Source organism: Serratia bockelmannii (genome assembly GCF_008011855.1).
Lineage (GTDB): Bacteria > Pseudomonadota > Gammaproteobacteria > Enterobacterales > Enterobacteriaceae > Serratia > Serratia bockelmannii.
Genome location: NZ_VOUX01000033.1, coordinates 446044 through 462505, shown reverse-complemented (window position 1 = coordinate 462505; position 16462 = coordinate 446044). Strand labels below are relative to the sequence as shown.

Here is a 16462-nt window from a genome sequence, read left to right as displayed (position 1 = left end):
CAAAGTCAACCCTCTTTTTGCACAATGTTTTAGCGGCCAGGGTGAATTCTATTCATCATCCGCCTGGCGCCTGCGGCCAGGGCAGAATAGATTTCCGTCCGGCCGTCGATCGCGGGTATGATAGAAAACCAAGCCATTGCCGGATAGCCGTTTTGACAGACAGTAACCCCCCATCCACCGCTTTTACTCTGTACGATCTCCACAGCCACACGACCGCCTCCGACGGTTACCTGACGCCGACGCAGCTGGTACTGCGGGCGGTCGAGATGCGTGTAGGCGTGCTGGCGATCACCGATCACGATACCACCGCCGGATTGGCCGAGGCCGCCGCGGCCATTGCGGAGCAGGCGTTGCCGTTGCGGTTGGTCAACGGGGTTGAAATCTCGACGCTGTGGGAAAATCATGAAATTCATATCGTTGGGTTGGGCATGGACGTCACGCATCCGGCGCTGGTGGCACTGTTGGCGGAACAAACCGAACGCCGCAACTGGCGGGCGCAGGAGATCGGCGTGCGCCTGGGTAAAGCGCGGATCCCTGACGCCTATGCCGGCGCGCAACGGCTGGCGGGCGCCGGCGCGGTCACCCGCGGCCATTTCGCCCGTTACCTGGTGGAGCTTGGCGTGGCGAACAACATGGCGCAGGTGTTCAAGAAATACTTGGCCAAGGGCAAAACCGGCTACGTGCCGCCGCAGTGGTGTACAATAGAACAAGCCATTGATGCGATTCATCAATCGGGCGGTCAGGCGGTGATGGCGCATCCCGGCCGTTACGATCTGACCGCGAAGTGGTTGAAACGTTTACTGGCGCATTTCGCCGAACACGGCGGCGACGCCATGGAAGTGGCGCAGTGTCAGCAGGCGCCGCATGAGCGCGCGCAGCTGGCGAAATACGCGCAGGACTACCACCTGTTGGCCTCGCAAGGCTCTGATTTCCATCAACCTTGTTCGTGGATCGAACTGGGGCGCAAGCTGTGGCTGCCGGGCGGTGTCGAGCCAGTGTGGCGCGATTGGCCGCAACCGGGCCAGGCGGTCTGATTTTACGCGCGTGGCAACGCGCGCGGGCATCATTTTAGGAGCAAGTCATGAGTCAGCTTTTTTATATTCATCCGGACAACCCGCAGCCGCGTTTGATTAACCAGGCGGTCGACGTGCTACGCAAGGGCGGAGTGATCGTTTATCCCACCGATTCCGGCTATGCGTTGGGTTGCATGCTGGAAGAGAAGGCGGCGATGGAGCGCATTTGCCGTATCCGTCAACTGGACGGCAACCACAACTTTACCCTGATGTGCCGCGATCTGTCCGAATTATCGACCTATGCGCACGTCGATAACACGGCCTTCCGCCTGATCAAAAACAATACGCCGGGCCACTACACGTTCATTCTGAAGGCGACCAAAGAAGTGCCGCGCCGCCTGATGAATGAAAAGCGTAAAACTATCGGCCTGCGTGTGCCCTCAAACCCGATCGCGCTGGCGCTATTGGAGGCGTTGAACGAACCGATGATGTCCACCACCCTGATGCTGCCGGGCAATGATTTTGCCGAGTCCGATCCGGAAGAGATCAGCGATCATTTGGGCAAGGTGGTCGATCTGGTGATCCACGGCGGCTTCCTCGGCCAACAGCCGACTACGGTTATCGATCTGACCGAATCCACGCCGGAAGTGGTGCGCGAAGGGGCGGGCGACGCGGCGCCTTTCCGCTGATGTAAAAGGTTGCCACCTTGCCCATTGTCTGAAAATCGGCTGAAGCGAGGCTATTTCGCGTGAAAGCCGCTATTCTTGATTACTTCAGAATTGATAATGGGCAGGATGCGCAGCAATGATTAAACAGGTTTCTTTTTTAGCGGCCTTATTATTTTCCTCAATGGCAAATGCGGGTTTTTATTCAGGCAGCGGTTTGCTGGCGGAATCCGGCGGTTACGTAAAAAATAAAAGCGGTGAAGCCACCGTGGCCGAAGCGCTGAATGGTGGCATGTTTATGGGATACGTCGCCGGCGTATTCGATACCTATTCTATGCAGGGCAATCGCAATATCTGTCCGGCTGCCGGGATGAGCATCGGCGTCGCCGCCGACGCGGTGATGAAGTATTTGAACGAGCACCCAGAGCAACTGCATTATTCCGCTCCGTCGGTGATCATGCTGGCATTAAGCGCTGCCTATCCCTGCGTGCGCCATTAAGTTCCCGTTCCAATTAGTGCGCATTTTTTCATAAGATGCGCTCGGGGCGCATTCCGCACGAACTTCAATAGATCAATGCCTGCTGCGCTGTCACCTTATTCCCGTCGGTATTTCCCGAACGGGTCGGGGAGAGACGCGCAGGAGGTAATATGACCGCATTTCACAGTGCCAACATGATGCTCGACTATCAGGATATCGGCTCAGGGCCGCTCACGCTGGTGCTGTTGCCCGGCTGGTGCGAACCGAAAACCGTGTTCGAGCCGTTCATTGCTTTGGCGGCCGAACGTTATCGGGTGATCAACATCGACTGGCGGGGCCATGGCCTGTCGTCGAAAGCCGCGGAGATGTCGCTGACGGCGGACGATTTGCTGGAGGATGTGCGCCAACTGCTGACGGCGCTGCGTTTGGATAACGTGGTCACCCTGTCGGTGGCGCACGCCAGCTGGCTGGCGGTAGCGTTGGCTGAAGCGTTGCCGCAGAGGGTGCAGGGCATGGTGTTTCTCGACTGGATCATGACGCAGCCGGAACCGGCGTTCTTTACGGCGGTGAGCCGCATGCAGGAGCCGCAGCAGTGGCTGGCGGCGCGCGACGCCTTGTTCGACTTCTGGCAGGGCGGCATCCGCCACGATCGGGTCAAACGCCATCTGGAGGTTGAGATGGCGCAGGAAGATTACCGGCTCTGGCGTGCCGCCGGCGTGGCCATCGAACAGGCCTATCGGCAATTCGGCTCACCGCTGCAACGCCTGGCGGGAATGAGCGCACCGCCGCCGTGCCGGCACATCTACTCGTTGGATCGCCGTGACGACTATCTGCGGCAACAGCAGGCCTTTGCCGCCGAGCAGCCGTTTTTCTCCGTGGTGCGTCTCGGGGAGGCCCGCACTCACCTCGGCATTCTGGAACGGCCTGACTCGGTGCTGTGGGCTGTGGAGGATTTTTTGGCGCCGTGAACGCCGTCTGAAGGGGGGCACCGCCGATAAAGTGGGTTTCAACACCCTAGAAAGCCTGTATAATACGCGGTTCGATCCTGATAAACGTATTATGACCGTTGTGGCTGTTGGCCACGACGGTATCCCCCCGACGCCTGTGAAGGCGACATTAGAGGTTGCTCAATGAGCGAAAAGTTACAGAAAGTATTAGCGCGCGCCGGGCATGGCTCGCGTCGTGAAATCGAAACCATGATTGAAGCCGGGCGCGTCAGCGTCGACGGCAAGGTCGCCAAGCTGGGCGACCGCGTTGAAGTGACCCCGGCGATGAAAATTCGTCTGGATGGTCATGTCCTGTCGATCAAAGAATCCGAAGAGGTGGTTTGCCGGGTGCTGGCTTACTACAAACCGGAAGGCGAGCTGTGTACCCGCAGCGATCCTGAAGGCCGCCCGACGGTGTTCGATCGCTTGCCGAAGCTGCGCGGTTCACGCTGGGTGGCGGTAGGGCGACTGGACGTCAACACCTCCGGTCTGCTGCTGTTCACCACCGACGGTGAACTGGCCAACCGTCTGATGCACCCAAGCCGTGAAGTGGAACGTGAGTACGCGGTACGCGTGTTCGGCCAGGTTGACGATGCGAAAGTGAAGCAGCTGAGCAAGGGTGTGCAATTGGAAGACGGCCCGGCCGCCTTCCGCACTATCAGCTTCCAGGGCGGTGAAGGCCTCAACCAGTGGTACAACGTGACCCTGACCGAAGGCCGCAACCGTGAAGTGCGTCGCCTGTGGGAAGCGGTGGGCGTGCAGGTGAGCCGCCTGATCCGCGTGCGTTACGGCGACATCGATCTGCCGAAAGGCCTGCCGCGCGGCGGCTGGGCCGAACTGGACCTGCCGGCGATCAACTACCTGCGCGAGCTGGTGGAACTGAAGCCGGAAACGGTCAGCAAAATGCCGGTGGAGCGTGAGCGCCGCCGCGTGAAGGCTAACCAGATCCGCCGTGCGGTCAAGCGCCACTCGCAGGTAGCCGGCAGCGGCCGCCGCAGCGCGCCTGGCAGCAAACCGGGTAAACCGGGCAAGCCAAGCAAACGCAGCTAATCCCTCATTCTGGCCCCGTTCGGGGCCAGAACTTTTTGTTACCAATCGATCCCTTGTTGCGCCTTCACGCCTGCGTCGAACGCGTGTTTCACCGGTCGCATCTCCGTGACCGTATCAGCCAGTTCCAATAGATCGCGATGGCAACCGCGCCCGGTCAGGATCACCGTTTGGTGCACAGGGCGCCGTAGGAGCGCTTCCTTCAACTCGTCCAGTTCCAGATAGCCGTAGGTCAGCATGTAGGTCACTTCGTCCAGCAGCACCAGGTCCAGGCTGCTGTCGGCCAGCATGCGTTTACCGTGCTGCCACACCGCCTGGCAGGCGGCGGTGTCGCCGGCCTTGTTCTGCGTCTCCCAGGTGAAACCGGTGGCCATTACCTGAAATTCAACGCCGTGTTGCTGTAGCAGATTCTTTTCGCCATTGGGCCATTCGCCCTTGATGAACTGGATCACCCCGGCGCGCATGCCGTGGCCAACCGCCCGGGTGACGGTGCCGAAGGCGGCGGTGGTTTTACCCTTGCCGTTACCGGTAAACACCAGCAGCAGGCCGCGGGTATCCTGCGCCGCGGCGATGCGCGCATCGACCTGTTCTTTCAGGCGCTGCTGGCGCTGTTGATGACGATCTTCCGCCATGAAACGCTCCTTATTATTCGGCCGCGCCGGGTTTACGGTTCGGCTGCGCGTCGAAGCTCATGCCAGTTTTGCGGCGGCTGTCCTCGCCCATCAGATACAGGTACAACGGCATGATATCGGCGGGGGTCTTCAGTTTGTTCTTGTCTTCGTGTGGGAAGGCGGATGCGCGCATTTTGGTGCGGGTGCCACCCGGATTGATGCAGTTCACCCGCAAATTGCGAGTTTTGTACTCGTCGGCCAATACCTGCATCATGCCCTCGGTGGCGAACTTCGACACCGCATAGGCACCCCAGTCTGCGCGGCCGGTACGCCCGACGCTGGAGCTGGTGAACACCAGCGAACCGGCGTGGGATTTCAGTAGCAGTGGCAACAGTGCCTGGGTCAGCATAAAGGTGGCGTTGACGTTAACCTGCATCACCTCTTGCCACATGGTCATCGACAGCTCGGCCATCGGCGCGATGTCGCCGAGCAGGCCGGCGTTGTGCAGCACGCCGTCAAGGCGGGGGATCTGGCTAGCCAGATCGTCGGCTATCTGCCGGCATTGCTCCTGAGTGGCGTGCAGCAAGTCCAGCGTCACCACCAAGGCCGGGGCGCCGCCCTGGGCCGCAATTTCTTGTTGTACCGCCAGCAGTTTGCTCTCGGTACGGCCCAGCAGCACCAGTTGGGCACCGAAGCGCGCGTAGGTCAGCGCCGCTTCACGGCCGATGCCGTCACCGGCGCCGGTAACTAAAATGATACGTTGTTCGAGCAGGTCTTGTTTGGGTTGGTAATGCACGATACATCCTCGCCTGGGTGGCTGTTCTCCCGCGAATATCGGGGAGCAAGGGTGAAACGCGCGGCCGGGGCGGGAGCAAAGGCTCGACCGTCTGCGGGCCGCGCAGCGAATCCGTCTCATCGTATTGATGAATAATGGGTGTTATATGCCTTAATCCGCGGGCATTTTCAATGCGTAGCAGGCTGAAATGGCATTCTTTTGTAACAAAAGCGCGGCAGCGGCGGCTTGGTTCGACCGTAAATCGTCCCCATAGTGATGCTCCGTGCGCAATGAATTTTCATTTAGCCGCGACAGCAGCCGCTGCGGTTGGCTAGAATGGAAAGAAGTATACTAACAACCTGTAAATAAAGGCGGAATCTGTGGAGTTTATATCTGTTTATGGCCTGTTTCTGGCCAAGGTCGCCACGGTGGTGCTCGCCATCGCCGCGTTGGCCATATTGGCGGTCAGCCTGGGGCAACGCAAGAGCCGCCAAAAAGGGGAGTTGCAGCTGACCGACCTCGGCGAACAGTATCGCGAGATGCAGCGCGATATGCGCCTGGCGCGCATGGATGCCGCCGAGCAGAAGGTCTGGCTGAAACAGTTCAAGAAGCAGACCAAATCTGATGACAAATTGAAGAAGCAGCGCGCCAAGTCCGGCGCGGTGGAAGTGGCCAAGCCGTGCCTGTATGTGCTGGATTTCAAAGGCAGCATGGACGCGCACGAGGTGACGTCGTTGCGTGAAGAGATCTCGGCGGTGCTGGCGGTGGCGTCGGCGCAGGATGAAGTCCTGCTGCGCCTGGAAAGCCCTGGCGGGGTGGTGCATGGCTATGGCCTGGCGGCCTCGCAGTTGGAGCGCCTGCGCAAGGGCGGCATTCGCCTGACGGTAGCGGTGGATAAAGTGGCGGCCAGCGGCGGCTACATGATGGCCTGCGTCGCGGATCGCATCGTGGCGGCACCGTTCGCCATCATCGGTTCCATCGGCGTGGTGGCGCAGATCCCGAACTTCCACCGCCTGCTGAAAAAGAATGACATCGACGTGGAGCTGCACACCGCCGGGCAGTTCAAACGCACGCTGACGCTGTTCGGTGAAAACACCGAGCAAGGGCGCGAGAAGTTTCGCGAAGATCTGAACGAAACCCACGAACTGTTCAAGCGCTTCGTGCATGAGCAGCGCCCGTCGCTGGATATCGATAGCGTCGCCACCGGTGAGCACTGGTTCGGTTCTCAGGCCAAAGAAAAGGGGCTGATCGACGCCATCGGCACCAGCGACGATTTGCTGATCGCCGAGTTGGATAACCACGAAGTGATCGCCGTGCGCTACACGCGCCGCAAACGCCTGATGGATCGCTTCACCGGCAGCGCGGCGGAAAGCGTCGATCGTTTGCTGTTGCGCTGGTGGCAGCGTGGGGAAAAGCCGTTGTTGTAACGGCGATGAGAGCAGGAATCAACGGGGGCCAGGTGCCCCCGTTTTCTTTACTCAATCGACCAGGTGGTATTTTTCCGAAAGCAGATGGGCCAAATGTTTAAACATATTAAATACCGCGGTGGTTTTGGCGGTGGGCAATCCGTCGGTATCCAAAAAGTATTCGCCTCGAAAAACTAAAACGCCGCTTTTTTGTTCAACGTCGGTGGCGAGCATGCCGTGCAGATAATCTTCGTGTTGGCGGATGATGTTATTTGCTTCCGCCAGTAGGGCCTCGCGGCCGATAGGTGCAGTATTCTTGTGCATTTATTAGACTCCAAACAAAAAACGCTGCGCATATTCTAACGCCGGTTCGCTTTTATCCGCAAACCGACTAAGGTTTATTTGCCGTCTGGATGGCCATGGGCGGCCGCCGGTTGGCGAAATCTGCCTTTCCGTGCTAATTAGGTTGCGTGACGCTTTTTATCAGGTACAGTGTGGGATTTTGCGGCGTCGGGTGGAAGGTTTTGTTTACGCCATGAATAAAACTCACACAGCCATACTTCTGGGGCATGGGTGAATAGCAGGCAGGATCAACAACTTGCGTTCAGGTTGAGCAATTGGGCAACCAAAAGAAAAAAATCTGTTGATCTCTTGCCAGACTGCCGCAATATAAAAAAAGAGACACGAATTGCCGCGGCACGGCGAGATAAAAGACTTCTTTTTAGAAGAAATAAATTAGGTAAAGGTAAATATGGGTAAAGCTCTCGTAATAGTTGAGTCCCCGGCAAAAGCCAAAACTATTAATAAATATTTAGGAAGTGACTACGTGGTGAAGTCCAGCGTCGGTCATATCCGTGATTTGCCGACCAGTGGCTCAGCCAGCAAAAAGAGCGCTGACTCAACCGAAGACAAAGCCAAGAAAAAAGTTAAAAAAGATGAGAAGGCGGCGCTGGTAAATCGCATGGGCGTCGACCCTTACCACGGCTGGAAAGCGCATTATGAAATCCTGCCGGGTAAAGAAAAAGTGGTCGCCGAGTTAAAATCGTTGGCGGAAAACGCCGACCACATTTATCTCGCAACCGACCTTGACCGCGAAGGGGAAGCCATCGCCTGGCACCTGCGGGAAGTGATCGGTGGGGATGACAAACGCTTTAGCCGCGTGGTGTTTAACGAAATCACCAAAAACGCAATCCAACAGGCGTTCAAACAGCCGGGCGAGCTGAACATTGACCGCGTCAACGCGCAGCAGGCACGTCGGTTTATGGACCGTGTGGTGGGCTATATGGTCTCGCCGCTGCTGTGGAAGAAAATCGCCCGCGGCCTGTCCGCCGGCCGCGTGCAGTCGGTGGCGGTGCGTCTGGTGGTTGAGCGCGAACGAGACATCAAGGCGTTCGTGCCGGAAGAGTATTGGGAGCTGCATGCCGATCTGCTGGCGAAGGGTGAAACCGCGCTGCAGATGGAAGTGACCCATGCGCACGACAAACCGTTCAAGCCGGTCAACCGCGAGCAGACTCACGCCGCGGTCAAGCTGCTGGAAAAAGCCCGTTATACGGTGCTGGATCGCGAAGATAAACCGACCAGCAGCAAGCCGGGCGCGCCTTTCATTACCTCCACGCTGCAACAGGCCGCCAGTACCCGCCTGAGCTTCGGCGTGAAGAAAACCATGATGATGGCGCAACGGCTGTATGAAGCCGGCCACATCACCTATATGCGTACCGATTCCACCAACCTGAGCCAGGATGCGCTCAACATGGTGCGTGGCTACATCGGTGACAACTTCGGCGACAAATACCTGCCGAAGGCGCCGAATCAGTACAGCAGCAAAGAGAATTCGCAGGAAGCGCACGAAGCGATCCGTCCTTCGGACGTGAACGTGCTCGCCGAGCAGTTGAAAGACATGGAGGCGGACGCGCAGAAGCTGTATCAGCTGATCTGGCGCCAGTTCGTTGCCTGCCAGATGACACCGGCGCAATACGATTCCACCACGCTGACGGTGAAAGCCGGCGATTATCAACTGCGCGCCAAGGGCCGTACGCTGCGCTTTGACGGCTGGACCAAGGTAATGCCGGCGCTGCGCAAGGGCGATGAAGATCGCACTCTGCCATACGTCGAAATCGGCAGCGAACTTGATCTGCAGAAACTGATCCCAAGCCAGCACTTCACCAAGCCGCCGGCGCGCTACAGCGAAGCCTCACTGGTGAAAGAGCTGGAAAAACGCGGTATCGGCCGTCCGTCCACCTACGCCTCCATCATCTCGACCATTCAGGATCGCGGTTATGTGCGGGTGGAAAGCCGCCGCTTCTATGCCGAGAAAATGGGCGAGATCGTCACCGATCGCCTGGAAGAGAACTTCCGCGAGCTGATGAACTATGACTTCACCGCGCGCATGGAAGACGGCCTTGATGAGGTCGCCAACAACCAGGCCGAGTGGAAAGCGGTGTTGGACGAATTCTTCGTCGACTTCAGCGAGCAGCTGGAAACGGCGGAGAAGGATCCGGAAGAAGGCGGCATGCGGCCTAACCAGATGGTGATGACCAGCATTGACTGCCCGACCTGCGGCCGCAAGATGGGCATCCGTACCGCCAGCACCGGTGTGTTCCTCGGCTGTTCCGGCTACGCGCTGCCGCCGAAGGAGCGTTGCAAAACCACCATCAACCTGGTGCCTGAAGCGGAAGTGCTCAACATCCTCGAAGGCGACGACGCGGAAACCAACGCGCTGCGCGCACGCCGCCGCTGCCAGAAATGCGGTACGGCGATGGACAGCTATCTGATCGACAACCAGCGTAAGCTGCACGTCTGCGGTAACAACCCGGCGTGTGACGGTTATGAGATCGAAGAGGGCGAGTTCCGCCTGAAAGGCTATGACGGCCCGGTGGTGGAGTGCGACAAATGCGGCTCGGAAATGCACCTGAAAATGGGGCGCTTCGGCAAGTACATGGGCTGCACCAACGAGAACTGCAAAAACACCCGTAAGATCCTGCGTAACGGCGATGTCGCGCCGCCGAAGGAAGATCCGGTACCGTTGCCAGAGCTGCCGTGCGAGAAGTCCGACGCCTATTTCGTGCTGCGTGACGGCGCTGCCGGCGTGTTCCTGGCGGCCAATACCTTCCCTAAATCGCGCGAAACCCGCGCGCCGCTGGTGGAAGAGCTGGCTCGCTTCAAGGATCGTCTGCCGGAGAAACTGCGTTATCTGGCCGATGCGCCGGTCGCGGATGCCGAAGGCAATAAAACGCTGGTGCGTTTCAGCCGTAAAACCAAGCAGCAGTACGTCTCTTCTGAAAAAGACGGCAAGGCGACCGGTTGGTCTGCGTTCTACGTGGACGGCAAGTGGGTTGAAGGCAAGAAGTAAGGCTGATGTCCTGCCTGTTAAGATGAAAAACCAGCCCTGGCGGCTGGTTTTTTATTGGTGAAAAGGGGCAAACGGATCTATCCTTTGCTGTTTTTATCCCTCCGTTACCGTCGTTTCACGTTGATACCAATGCAAAATAATCGTTATCATAGTGTGATGCGGATCTATACTTGAAGCTGCAACGTGGTATAGTGGTTATATAAAAAGTTTTTTTATTATTAAAGCTTATTAACAACGGCGCTTTCTTCACCATCAGGGTAGAACACGGTGTTTATGGCTTGTGAGTTTCAGCATACCGGGGCGACACCGATATACCTGGCTGCGGGTAAGCCGCAGTGTTTAACCTAGGATGGTATAAGATATGAAATTGCAGCAGCTTCGTTACATTGTGGAAGTGGTTAACCACAACCTGAATGTCTCCTCGACGGCAGAAGGGCTCTATACCTCGCAACCCGGCATCAGTAAACAGGTGCGCATGCTCGAAGATGAGCTGGGCATCCAGATTTTCGCCCGTAGCGGCAAGCACCTGACCCAGGTCACCCCCGCCGGTCAGGAAATCATTCGCATCGCGCGTGAAGTATTGTCTAAAGTGGACGCCATCAAAGCCGTTGCCGGTGAACACACTTACCCGGACAAAGGCTCGCTGTACGTCGCCACCACGCATACGCAGGCTCGCTACGCCTTGCCCAACGTGATCAAGGGCTTTATCGAGCGTTACCCGCGCGTCTCGCTGCACATGCACCAGGGGTCGCCGACGCAGATCGCCGAAGCGGTCTCCAAGGGCACCGCCGATTTCGCCATCGCCACCGAAGCGCTGCACCTGTACGACGATCTCATCATGCTGCCGTGCTACCACTGGAACCGTGCGGTGGTGGTGAAGCCCGATCATCCTTTGGCGGGCAAAAGCAGCATCAGCATTGAAGAACTGGCGGCTTACCCGATCGTCACTTACACCTTCGGCTTTACCGGCCGCTCGGAGCTGGACACCGCCTTCAACCGCGCCGGCCTGACGCCGCGCATCGTCTTTACCGCCACCGACGCCGACGTGATCAAAACCTATGTGCGTCTGGGACTGGGGGTGGGGGTGATCGCCAGCATGGCGGTGGATCCGGTGCAGGATCCGGATCTGGTGACGGTGGATGCGCGCGATATCTTCACCTACAGCACCACCAAGATCGGCTTCCGCCGCAGCACCTTCCTGCGCAGCTACATGTACGACTTTATTCAGCGCTTCGCGCCGCACCTGACGCGCGACGTGGTCGACAGCGCGGTGGCGTTGCGTTCCAACGAAGAGATTGAAGCGATGTTCAAGGACATCAAGCTGCCGATTAAGTAACTTGCACTTGGACTGCTAAGCATTGCATTAATGATGAATGGGAAGGCTAATGCCTTCCCGTTTCCGTTGCTGTGTGTTAACTGCGCAATTTCATATTTCATTCCCCAATGCGGCTAACGCTGCTACTTTCAAAGTGGCTCCCACTGCACCGCTAGAAGTGCAAATCCAACCTGGGGATTGAGCCGCTGTTGCCGATCGTTTGAGAATTAATGTGCCTCTCTGAACACTGCCTGATATTTCGCTATAGCTGCTATCAACGTAGATAATGGGTGGAGAAGTCTTGCCGATACTTACGTTATTGCCCGTTGAGGCAATGTACTCTGTGCCGAGCACTACGTTATGCACTGCGCTGCAGTTGGTGCCGGGTAAGGATAAATCCCCGAAAATATGGCAGCCGGCAACGCTGATCCGCTGGGCCGTTGCTGTGGCTATCAGATTACCTGCAACTTGACTATTACTAATTTTTAACCCACCGGCTGAACCAAGTGGTATACCAGCCCTCCCTGTAACGGTTATATCACCATTGATCCGACAATTTGTGACCAGAGTGGAACCAGAGATAACGGCCGTATTTAAGTACTGTAGTACGCAGTTACTGATTTGATAATCGCCCTGAATATTGCTTGAAATATGTAGACCCTTGCAGATGGTGTTATCAAGCTTGAGGCGAGCACTGCCAATGGTGGAGGTATCGTATGGATAAATATCACCTGAAAGTCTATTGCAGCCGTTAATAATCATCTGTGCATAGGGGCCGTAGGCGATCGCTCGGGTGAAATTGCTAATCCCGCAGTCGGTAAGCCAAACTTCGCCTCCAACTTTCATAAAAGTACCTAACGGCCATTGCCCTTCGGCAAGCCCACCGCCAGGACGTTCCGAGTGCATGCGTGTAAAGTGGATCTGAATCCCTCCTCGTACTTCGACAAATGGAGTTACATTATTGAGTTCGATCGAACCATCAAAAAAACGATTGAAGTTACTCTGATCACCAGGACGAGTGCTCATGATTAGTAGAGGAGGGTAGGCGGTGGCATCAGGGTTGGCTACATCATCCAGGTTGGTATAACTGTACCCGTCCTTCATGCGACCGGAAGCAAATACGGAGACCCGGTTGAAGTTATTGTCGAACGCGTTGTCTAGGTACAGTGCTGCACCGCGGAAGTTTTGAATGGCGACGTCCTCCCACAAAGTGCCTGTGGTGCGGCAATAAACGCCGTGACAGTAGGCCCGGCTGGCTTCATCCTGAGTAGGATCAACGATGCGGGTGCCGATGCCTTGCACCATCAGGCCACGCAGCGTGAGCTGCTGAAATCCGAAAGGCTCTCCCCAACAGTGAATCGCGCCGTATTCACCATAGCCGGCACTGCGAGGAATATTGAAATCGAGTACGCTGCCGGAAGCGCCGTGCCCACCTTGCCCCTCCAAGAACCAGTTTTTGCGATAATCCAGAATGATCGGTTTCTTGAATTGCACTGTTCCACGAGGAAAGACGATTTTAGCAACGTTTCGTCCGGTGGTTGCGGCGAACCCGAGCAGCGCATCCATTGCATTGTCCCAACTGTTGACAGCGGTTTTAAACCAGGCGAGTTGGAGCGTGTCGCCATCCCTGACCAACCGCCAGCGTTTGCCGCTTGCAGTAACGACCACCAATGTTCCATCATCTGGCGCTTTGTCGCCGGCCTTATGGACATAATGCAGTATTCGATCGGTGATGCTGCGTAATAACACGACTTGCCCATCCATGTCGGGTTCTGTCGTTCTTAATTCCTCAACAGTGGAAAGTGTATTGATTTTAGTTTCTGCCACGTTTTTCTCCTGGATAGTCTTGGTTGCGAGTAAAGCGGCCGTGCAATCTGCTGGGCTCACAGGACCAGCTTAATGGCGAGATAAGTGGCAAGCATGTTGTTGAAGGCCTGTCAGAGACCATAGGGCACATTCTATTAAGTAATTGAGTCACCGCCACATGTTGCCCGCTGATTGTTCCCACCTATCGTTGTGATCAAATCGTGTTGTTATCAAAACGTTAACTTATCTTTGTGGTATCTTTAAACAAGACCTCACTGATTACCCTGTTTTAGTCACAATAAGAAATGGAGGAGCTATGTCGTCCGATCTTCGTGAAACAAGTATGGATAAGCTGGTTGCGCTGAATAGCGAATATTACTATTACAGTCTGCCGCTGGCGGCAAAGCAGCTGGGTGATATCGACCGGTTGCCGAAATCAATGAAAGTGCTGTTGGAAAACCTGCTGCGCCATGTGGATGGCGATACCGTGCAGGTTGATGACCTCAAGGCCATCGTCGCCTGGCTGCAAACCGGCCATGCTGACCGTGAGATCGCCTACCGTCCGGCGCGCGTGCTGATGCAGGATTTTACCGGCGTTCCGGCGGTGGTGGATCTGGCCGCGATGCGCGAAGCGGTACGGCGACTGGGCGGCAACGTCGACCAGGTGAATCCGCTGTCGCCGGTGGATCTGGTGATTGACCACTCGGTTACCGTCGATGAATTTGGCGACGATAACGCCTTCGAAGACAACGTGCGTATCGAAATGCAGCGCAACCACGAGCGCTACACCTTCCTGCGCTGGGGGCAGAAAGCCTTCAACCGCTTCCGCGTGGTGCCGCCGGGCACCGGCATCTGTCACCAGGTCAACCTCGAATACCTCGGCCAAACGGTCTGGCACAGCGACGAAAGCGGCCGCCGCGTGGCTTATCCCGATACGCTGGTGGGCACCGATTCCCACACCACCATGATCAACGGCCTGGGTATCCTCGGCTGGGGCGTCGGCGGCATCGAAGCGGAAGCGGCGATGCTGGGCCAGCCGGTGTCGATGCTGATCCCGGACGTGGTCGGCTTTAAGCTGACCGGCAAGCTCCGCGAGGGCATTACCGCCACCGACCTGGTGCTGACGGTGACTCAAATGCTGCGTAAGCATGGCGTGGTCGGCAAGTTCGTCGAGTTTTACGGCGATGGGCTGGCCGATCTGCCGCTGGCGGACCGGGCAACCATCGCCAATATGTCGCCGGAGTTCGGCGCCACCTGCGGTTTCTTCCCGGTGGATGACGTTACGCTCGGCTATATGAAGCTCAGCGGCCGCAGCGCCGAACAAATCGCGCTGGTGGAAGCCTACGCCAAAGCGCAGGGCATGTGGCGCAACCCGGGTGATGAACCGGTCTTCACCAGCTCGCTGGCGCTGGACATGTCAACCGTGGAAGCCAGCCTCGCCGGGCCAAAGCGCCCGCAGGATCGCGTTGCGCTGCCGAATGTGCCGCAGGCGTTCAAGGCCGCCACCGAGCTGGATATCGGGGGACACAAGGCCAATACCGACAGCAAAACCTTCACGCTGGACGGGCAGCAGCACGAACTGCGCGACGGCGCGGTAGTGATCGCGGCGATCACCTCTTGCACCAACACCTCCAACCCGAGCGTCATGATGGCGGCCGGCCTGCTGGCGAAAAACGCCGTCAAGAAAGGGCTACGCAGCAAACCCTGGGTAAAAACCTCGCTGGCGCCGGGTTCCAAAGTGGTGACCGACTACTTTGACAGTGCCAAACTCACCGCCTATCTGGAAGAACTGGGGTTCAACCTGGTGGGATATGGCTGTACCACCTGTATCGGCAACTCCGGGCCGCTGCCGGATCCCATCGAGCAGGCGATCAAAGAGGGCGATCTGACCGTGGGCGCGGTGCTGTCGGGCAACCGTAACTTCGAAGGGCGCATCCACCCGCTGGTGAAAACCAACTGGCTGGCCTCGCCGCCGCTGGTAGTGGCTTATGCGCTGGCGGGCAGCATGAAGATCGATCTGACCAAAGAGCCGCTGGGCGAGGGTAATGACGGTCAGCCGGTCTATTTGAAGGACATCTGGCCGAGCAGCCAGGACATCGCTCAGGCGGTGGAAGAAGTGCGCACCGAGATGTTCCACAAGGAATATGGCGAAGTGTTCGACGGCGACGCCAACTGGCAGGCGATCCAGGTGACCGGTTCGGCGACTTATCAATGGCAGGAGGATTCTACCTATATCCGCCATCCTCCGTTCTTCAGCACCATGAAGGTGAAGCCGGACCCGGTGCAGGACATCAAGGACGCGCGCATTCTGGCGATTCTGGCCGACTCGGTGACCACCGACCACATCTCGCCGGCGGGTAACATCAAGCGCGACAGCCCGGCGGGGCGTTATCTGAGCGAGCACGGCGTGGCGCCGCAGGATTTTAACTCCTACGGTTCACGCCGCGGCAACCACGAAGTGATGATGCGCGGCACCTTCGCCAACATCCGCATTCGCAACGAAATGGTGCCGGGCGTCGAAGGCGGCTATACCCGCCATATTCCGTCGCAACAGCAGCTATCTATCTACGACGCCGCCATGCAGTACCAGCAGGAGAAAGTGCCGCTGGCGGTGATCGCCGGTAAAGAGTACGGTTCCGGCTCCAGTCGCGACTGGGCGGCGAAGGGGCCGCGCCTGCTGGGCGTGCGGGTGGTGATAGCCGAATCCTTCGAGCGCATTCACCGCTCAAACCTGATTGGCATGGGGATTTTGCCGCTGGAGTTCCCGCAAGGGGTGACGCGCAAAACCCTGGGGCTGACCGGGGATGAGCAGATCAGCGTTGGCGGACTGCAACAGCTGCAGCCGGGCCAGACGGTGCCGGTGCATATCACCTATGCCGACGGGCGCAAGGAAGTGGTCGACACCCGTTGCCGCATCGATACCGGCAATGAGCTGACCTACTACGAAAACGACGGTATCCTGCACTATGTGATCAGGAAAATGCTGTAATTAAGCAATAAAAAGGGCGCCG

At 57.6% G+C, this 16462-nt stretch carries 13 protein-coding genes; 9 read left to right on the top strand and 4 right to left on the bottom strand.

Features of this window, described 5'->3' with window-relative positions; translation table 11 throughout:
* The first annotated feature begins 152 nt into the window (after positions 1–152).
* The 5 genes from rnm to rluB all read left to right on the top strand — a co-directional run bounded on the left by rnm (position 153) and on the right by rluB (position 4192).
* Positions 153–1034, top strand: a complete 882-nt coding sequence (gene rnm, locus FOT55_RS18680; RefSeq protein ID WP_049205503.1) for an RNase RNM — start codon at positions 153–155, stop codon at positions 1032–1034.
* A gap of 47 nt (positions 1035–1081) precedes the next feature.
* Positions 1082–1702, top strand: a complete 621-nt coding sequence (locus FOT55_RS18675) for an L-threonylcarbamoyladenylate synthase (RefSeq protein WP_025303045.1) — start codon at positions 1082–1084, stop codon at positions 1700–1702.
* Between the two features lie 115 nt (positions 1703–1817).
* Positions 1818–2177 (top strand): Rap1a/Tai family immunity protein, encoded by a 360-nt coding sequence (locus FOT55_RS18670; protein WP_025303044.1) that lies wholly within the window; start codon positions 1818–1820, stop codon positions 2175–2177.
* A 149-nt stretch (positions 2178–2326) separates the two neighbouring features.
* Entirely contained in the window at positions 2327–3124 is a 798-nt protein-coding gene (locus FOT55_RS18665; protein ID WP_049205501.1) for an alpha/beta fold hydrolase, read from the top strand.
* Between the two features lie 162 nt (positions 3125–3286).
* Positions 3287–4192 (top strand): 23S rRNA pseudouridine(2605) synthase RluB, encoded by a 906-nt coding sequence (gene rluB, locus FOT55_RS18660; protein WP_025303042.1) that lies wholly within the window; start codon positions 3287–3289, stop codon positions 4190–4192.
* 38 nt (positions 4193–4230) lie between these two features.
* Here the strand turns inward: rluB and cobO are convergent, their stop codons facing one another.
* A complete protein-coding gene (cobO, locus tag FOT55_RS18655) occupies positions 4231–4821 on the bottom strand; it encodes a cob(I)yrinic acid a,c-diamide adenosyltransferase (protein WP_025303041.1) in 591 nt (196 codons plus the stop codon).
* Positions 4822–4834: 13 nt separating this feature from the next.
* Complete coding sequence (locus FOT55_RS18650) at positions 4835–5596, bottom strand: YciK family oxidoreductase (protein ID WP_025303040.1); 762 nt, start codon at positions 5594–5596, stop codon at positions 4835–4837.
* A gap of 359 nt (positions 5597–5955) precedes the next feature.
* On the opposite strand from FOT55_RS18650, the gene sohB reads away from it, so the two are divergent.
* Positions 5956–7002 (top strand): protease SohB, encoded by a 1047-nt coding sequence (gene sohB, locus FOT55_RS18645; protein ID WP_004930703.1) that lies wholly within the window; start codon positions 5956–5958, stop codon positions 7000–7002.
* A gap of 51 nt (positions 7003–7053) precedes the next feature.
* Here the strand turns inward: sohB and FOT55_RS18640 are convergent, their stop codons facing one another.
* Positions 7054–7305, bottom strand: a complete 252-nt coding sequence (locus FOT55_RS18640) for a YciN family protein (RefSeq protein ID WP_147823872.1) — start codon at positions 7303–7305, stop codon at positions 7054–7056.
* Positions 7306–7732: 427 nt separating this feature from the next.
* Here FOT55_RS18640 and topA point away from each other — a divergent pair, with 427 nt between their 5' ends.
* Together topA and cysB are read left to right on the top strand one after the other, a co-directional pair.
* A complete protein-coding gene (gene topA / locus FOT55_RS18635; RefSeq protein ID WP_004930691.1) occupies positions 7733–10330 on the top strand; it encodes a type I DNA topoisomerase in 2598 nt (865 codons plus the stop codon).
* Positions 10331–10691: 361 nt separating this feature from the next.
* A complete protein-coding gene (cysB, locus tag FOT55_RS18630) occupies positions 10692–11666 on the top strand; it encodes an HTH-type transcriptional regulator CysB (RefSeq protein WP_004930690.1) in 975 nt (324 codons plus the stop codon).
* 90 nt (positions 11667–11756) lie between these two features.
* Here cysB and FOT55_RS18625 read toward each other — a convergent pair whose 3' ends face one another.
* Positions 11757–13472 (bottom strand): hypothetical protein, encoded by a 1716-nt coding sequence (locus FOT55_RS18625; protein WP_025303038.1) that lies wholly within the window; start codon positions 13470–13472, stop codon positions 11757–11759.
* 295 nt (positions 13473–13767) lie between these two features.
* Between FOT55_RS18625 and acnA the strand changes: the two genes are divergently transcribed.
* Positions 13768–16440, top strand: a complete 2673-nt coding sequence (gene acnA / locus FOT55_RS18620) for an aconitate hydratase AcnA (RefSeq protein WP_147823871.1) — start codon at positions 13768–13770, stop codon at positions 16438–16440.
* Positions 16441–16462 lie beyond the last annotated feature (22 nt).

Coding starts and splice junctions, on each gene's coding strand:
- FOT55_RS18675 (WP_025303045.1), top strand. CDS start 1,082: ATGAGTCAGCTTTTTTATATTCATCCGGACAACCCGCAGCCGCGTTTG.
- FOT55_RS18670 (WP_025303044.1), top strand. CDS start 1,818: ATGATTAAACAGGTTTCTTTTTTAGCGGCCTTATTATTTTCCTCAATG.
- FOT55_RS18665 (WP_049205501.1), top strand. CDS start 2,327: ATGACCGCATTTCACAGTGCCAACATGATGCTCGACTATCAGGATATC.
- rluB (WP_025303042.1), top strand. CDS start 3,287: ATGAGCGAAAAGTTACAGAAAGTATTAGCGCGCGCCGGGCATGGCTCG.
- cobO (WP_025303041.1), bottom strand. CDS start 4,821: ATGGCGGAAGATCGTCATCAACAGCGCCAGCAGCGCCTGAAAGAACAG.
- FOT55_RS18640 (WP_147823872.1), bottom strand. CDS start 7,305: ATGCACAAGAATACTGCACCTATCGGCCGCGAGGCCCTACTGGCGGAA.
- topA (WP_004930691.1), top strand. CDS start 7,733: ATGGGTAAAGCTCTCGTAATAGTTGAGTCCCCGGCAAAAGCCAAAACT.
- cysB (WP_004930690.1), top strand. CDS start 10,692: ATGAAATTGCAGCAGCTTCGTTACATTGTGGAAGTGGTTAACCACAAC.
- acnA (WP_147823871.1), top strand. CDS start 13,768: ATGTCGTCCGATCTTCGTGAAACAAGTATGGATAAGCTGGTTGCGCTG.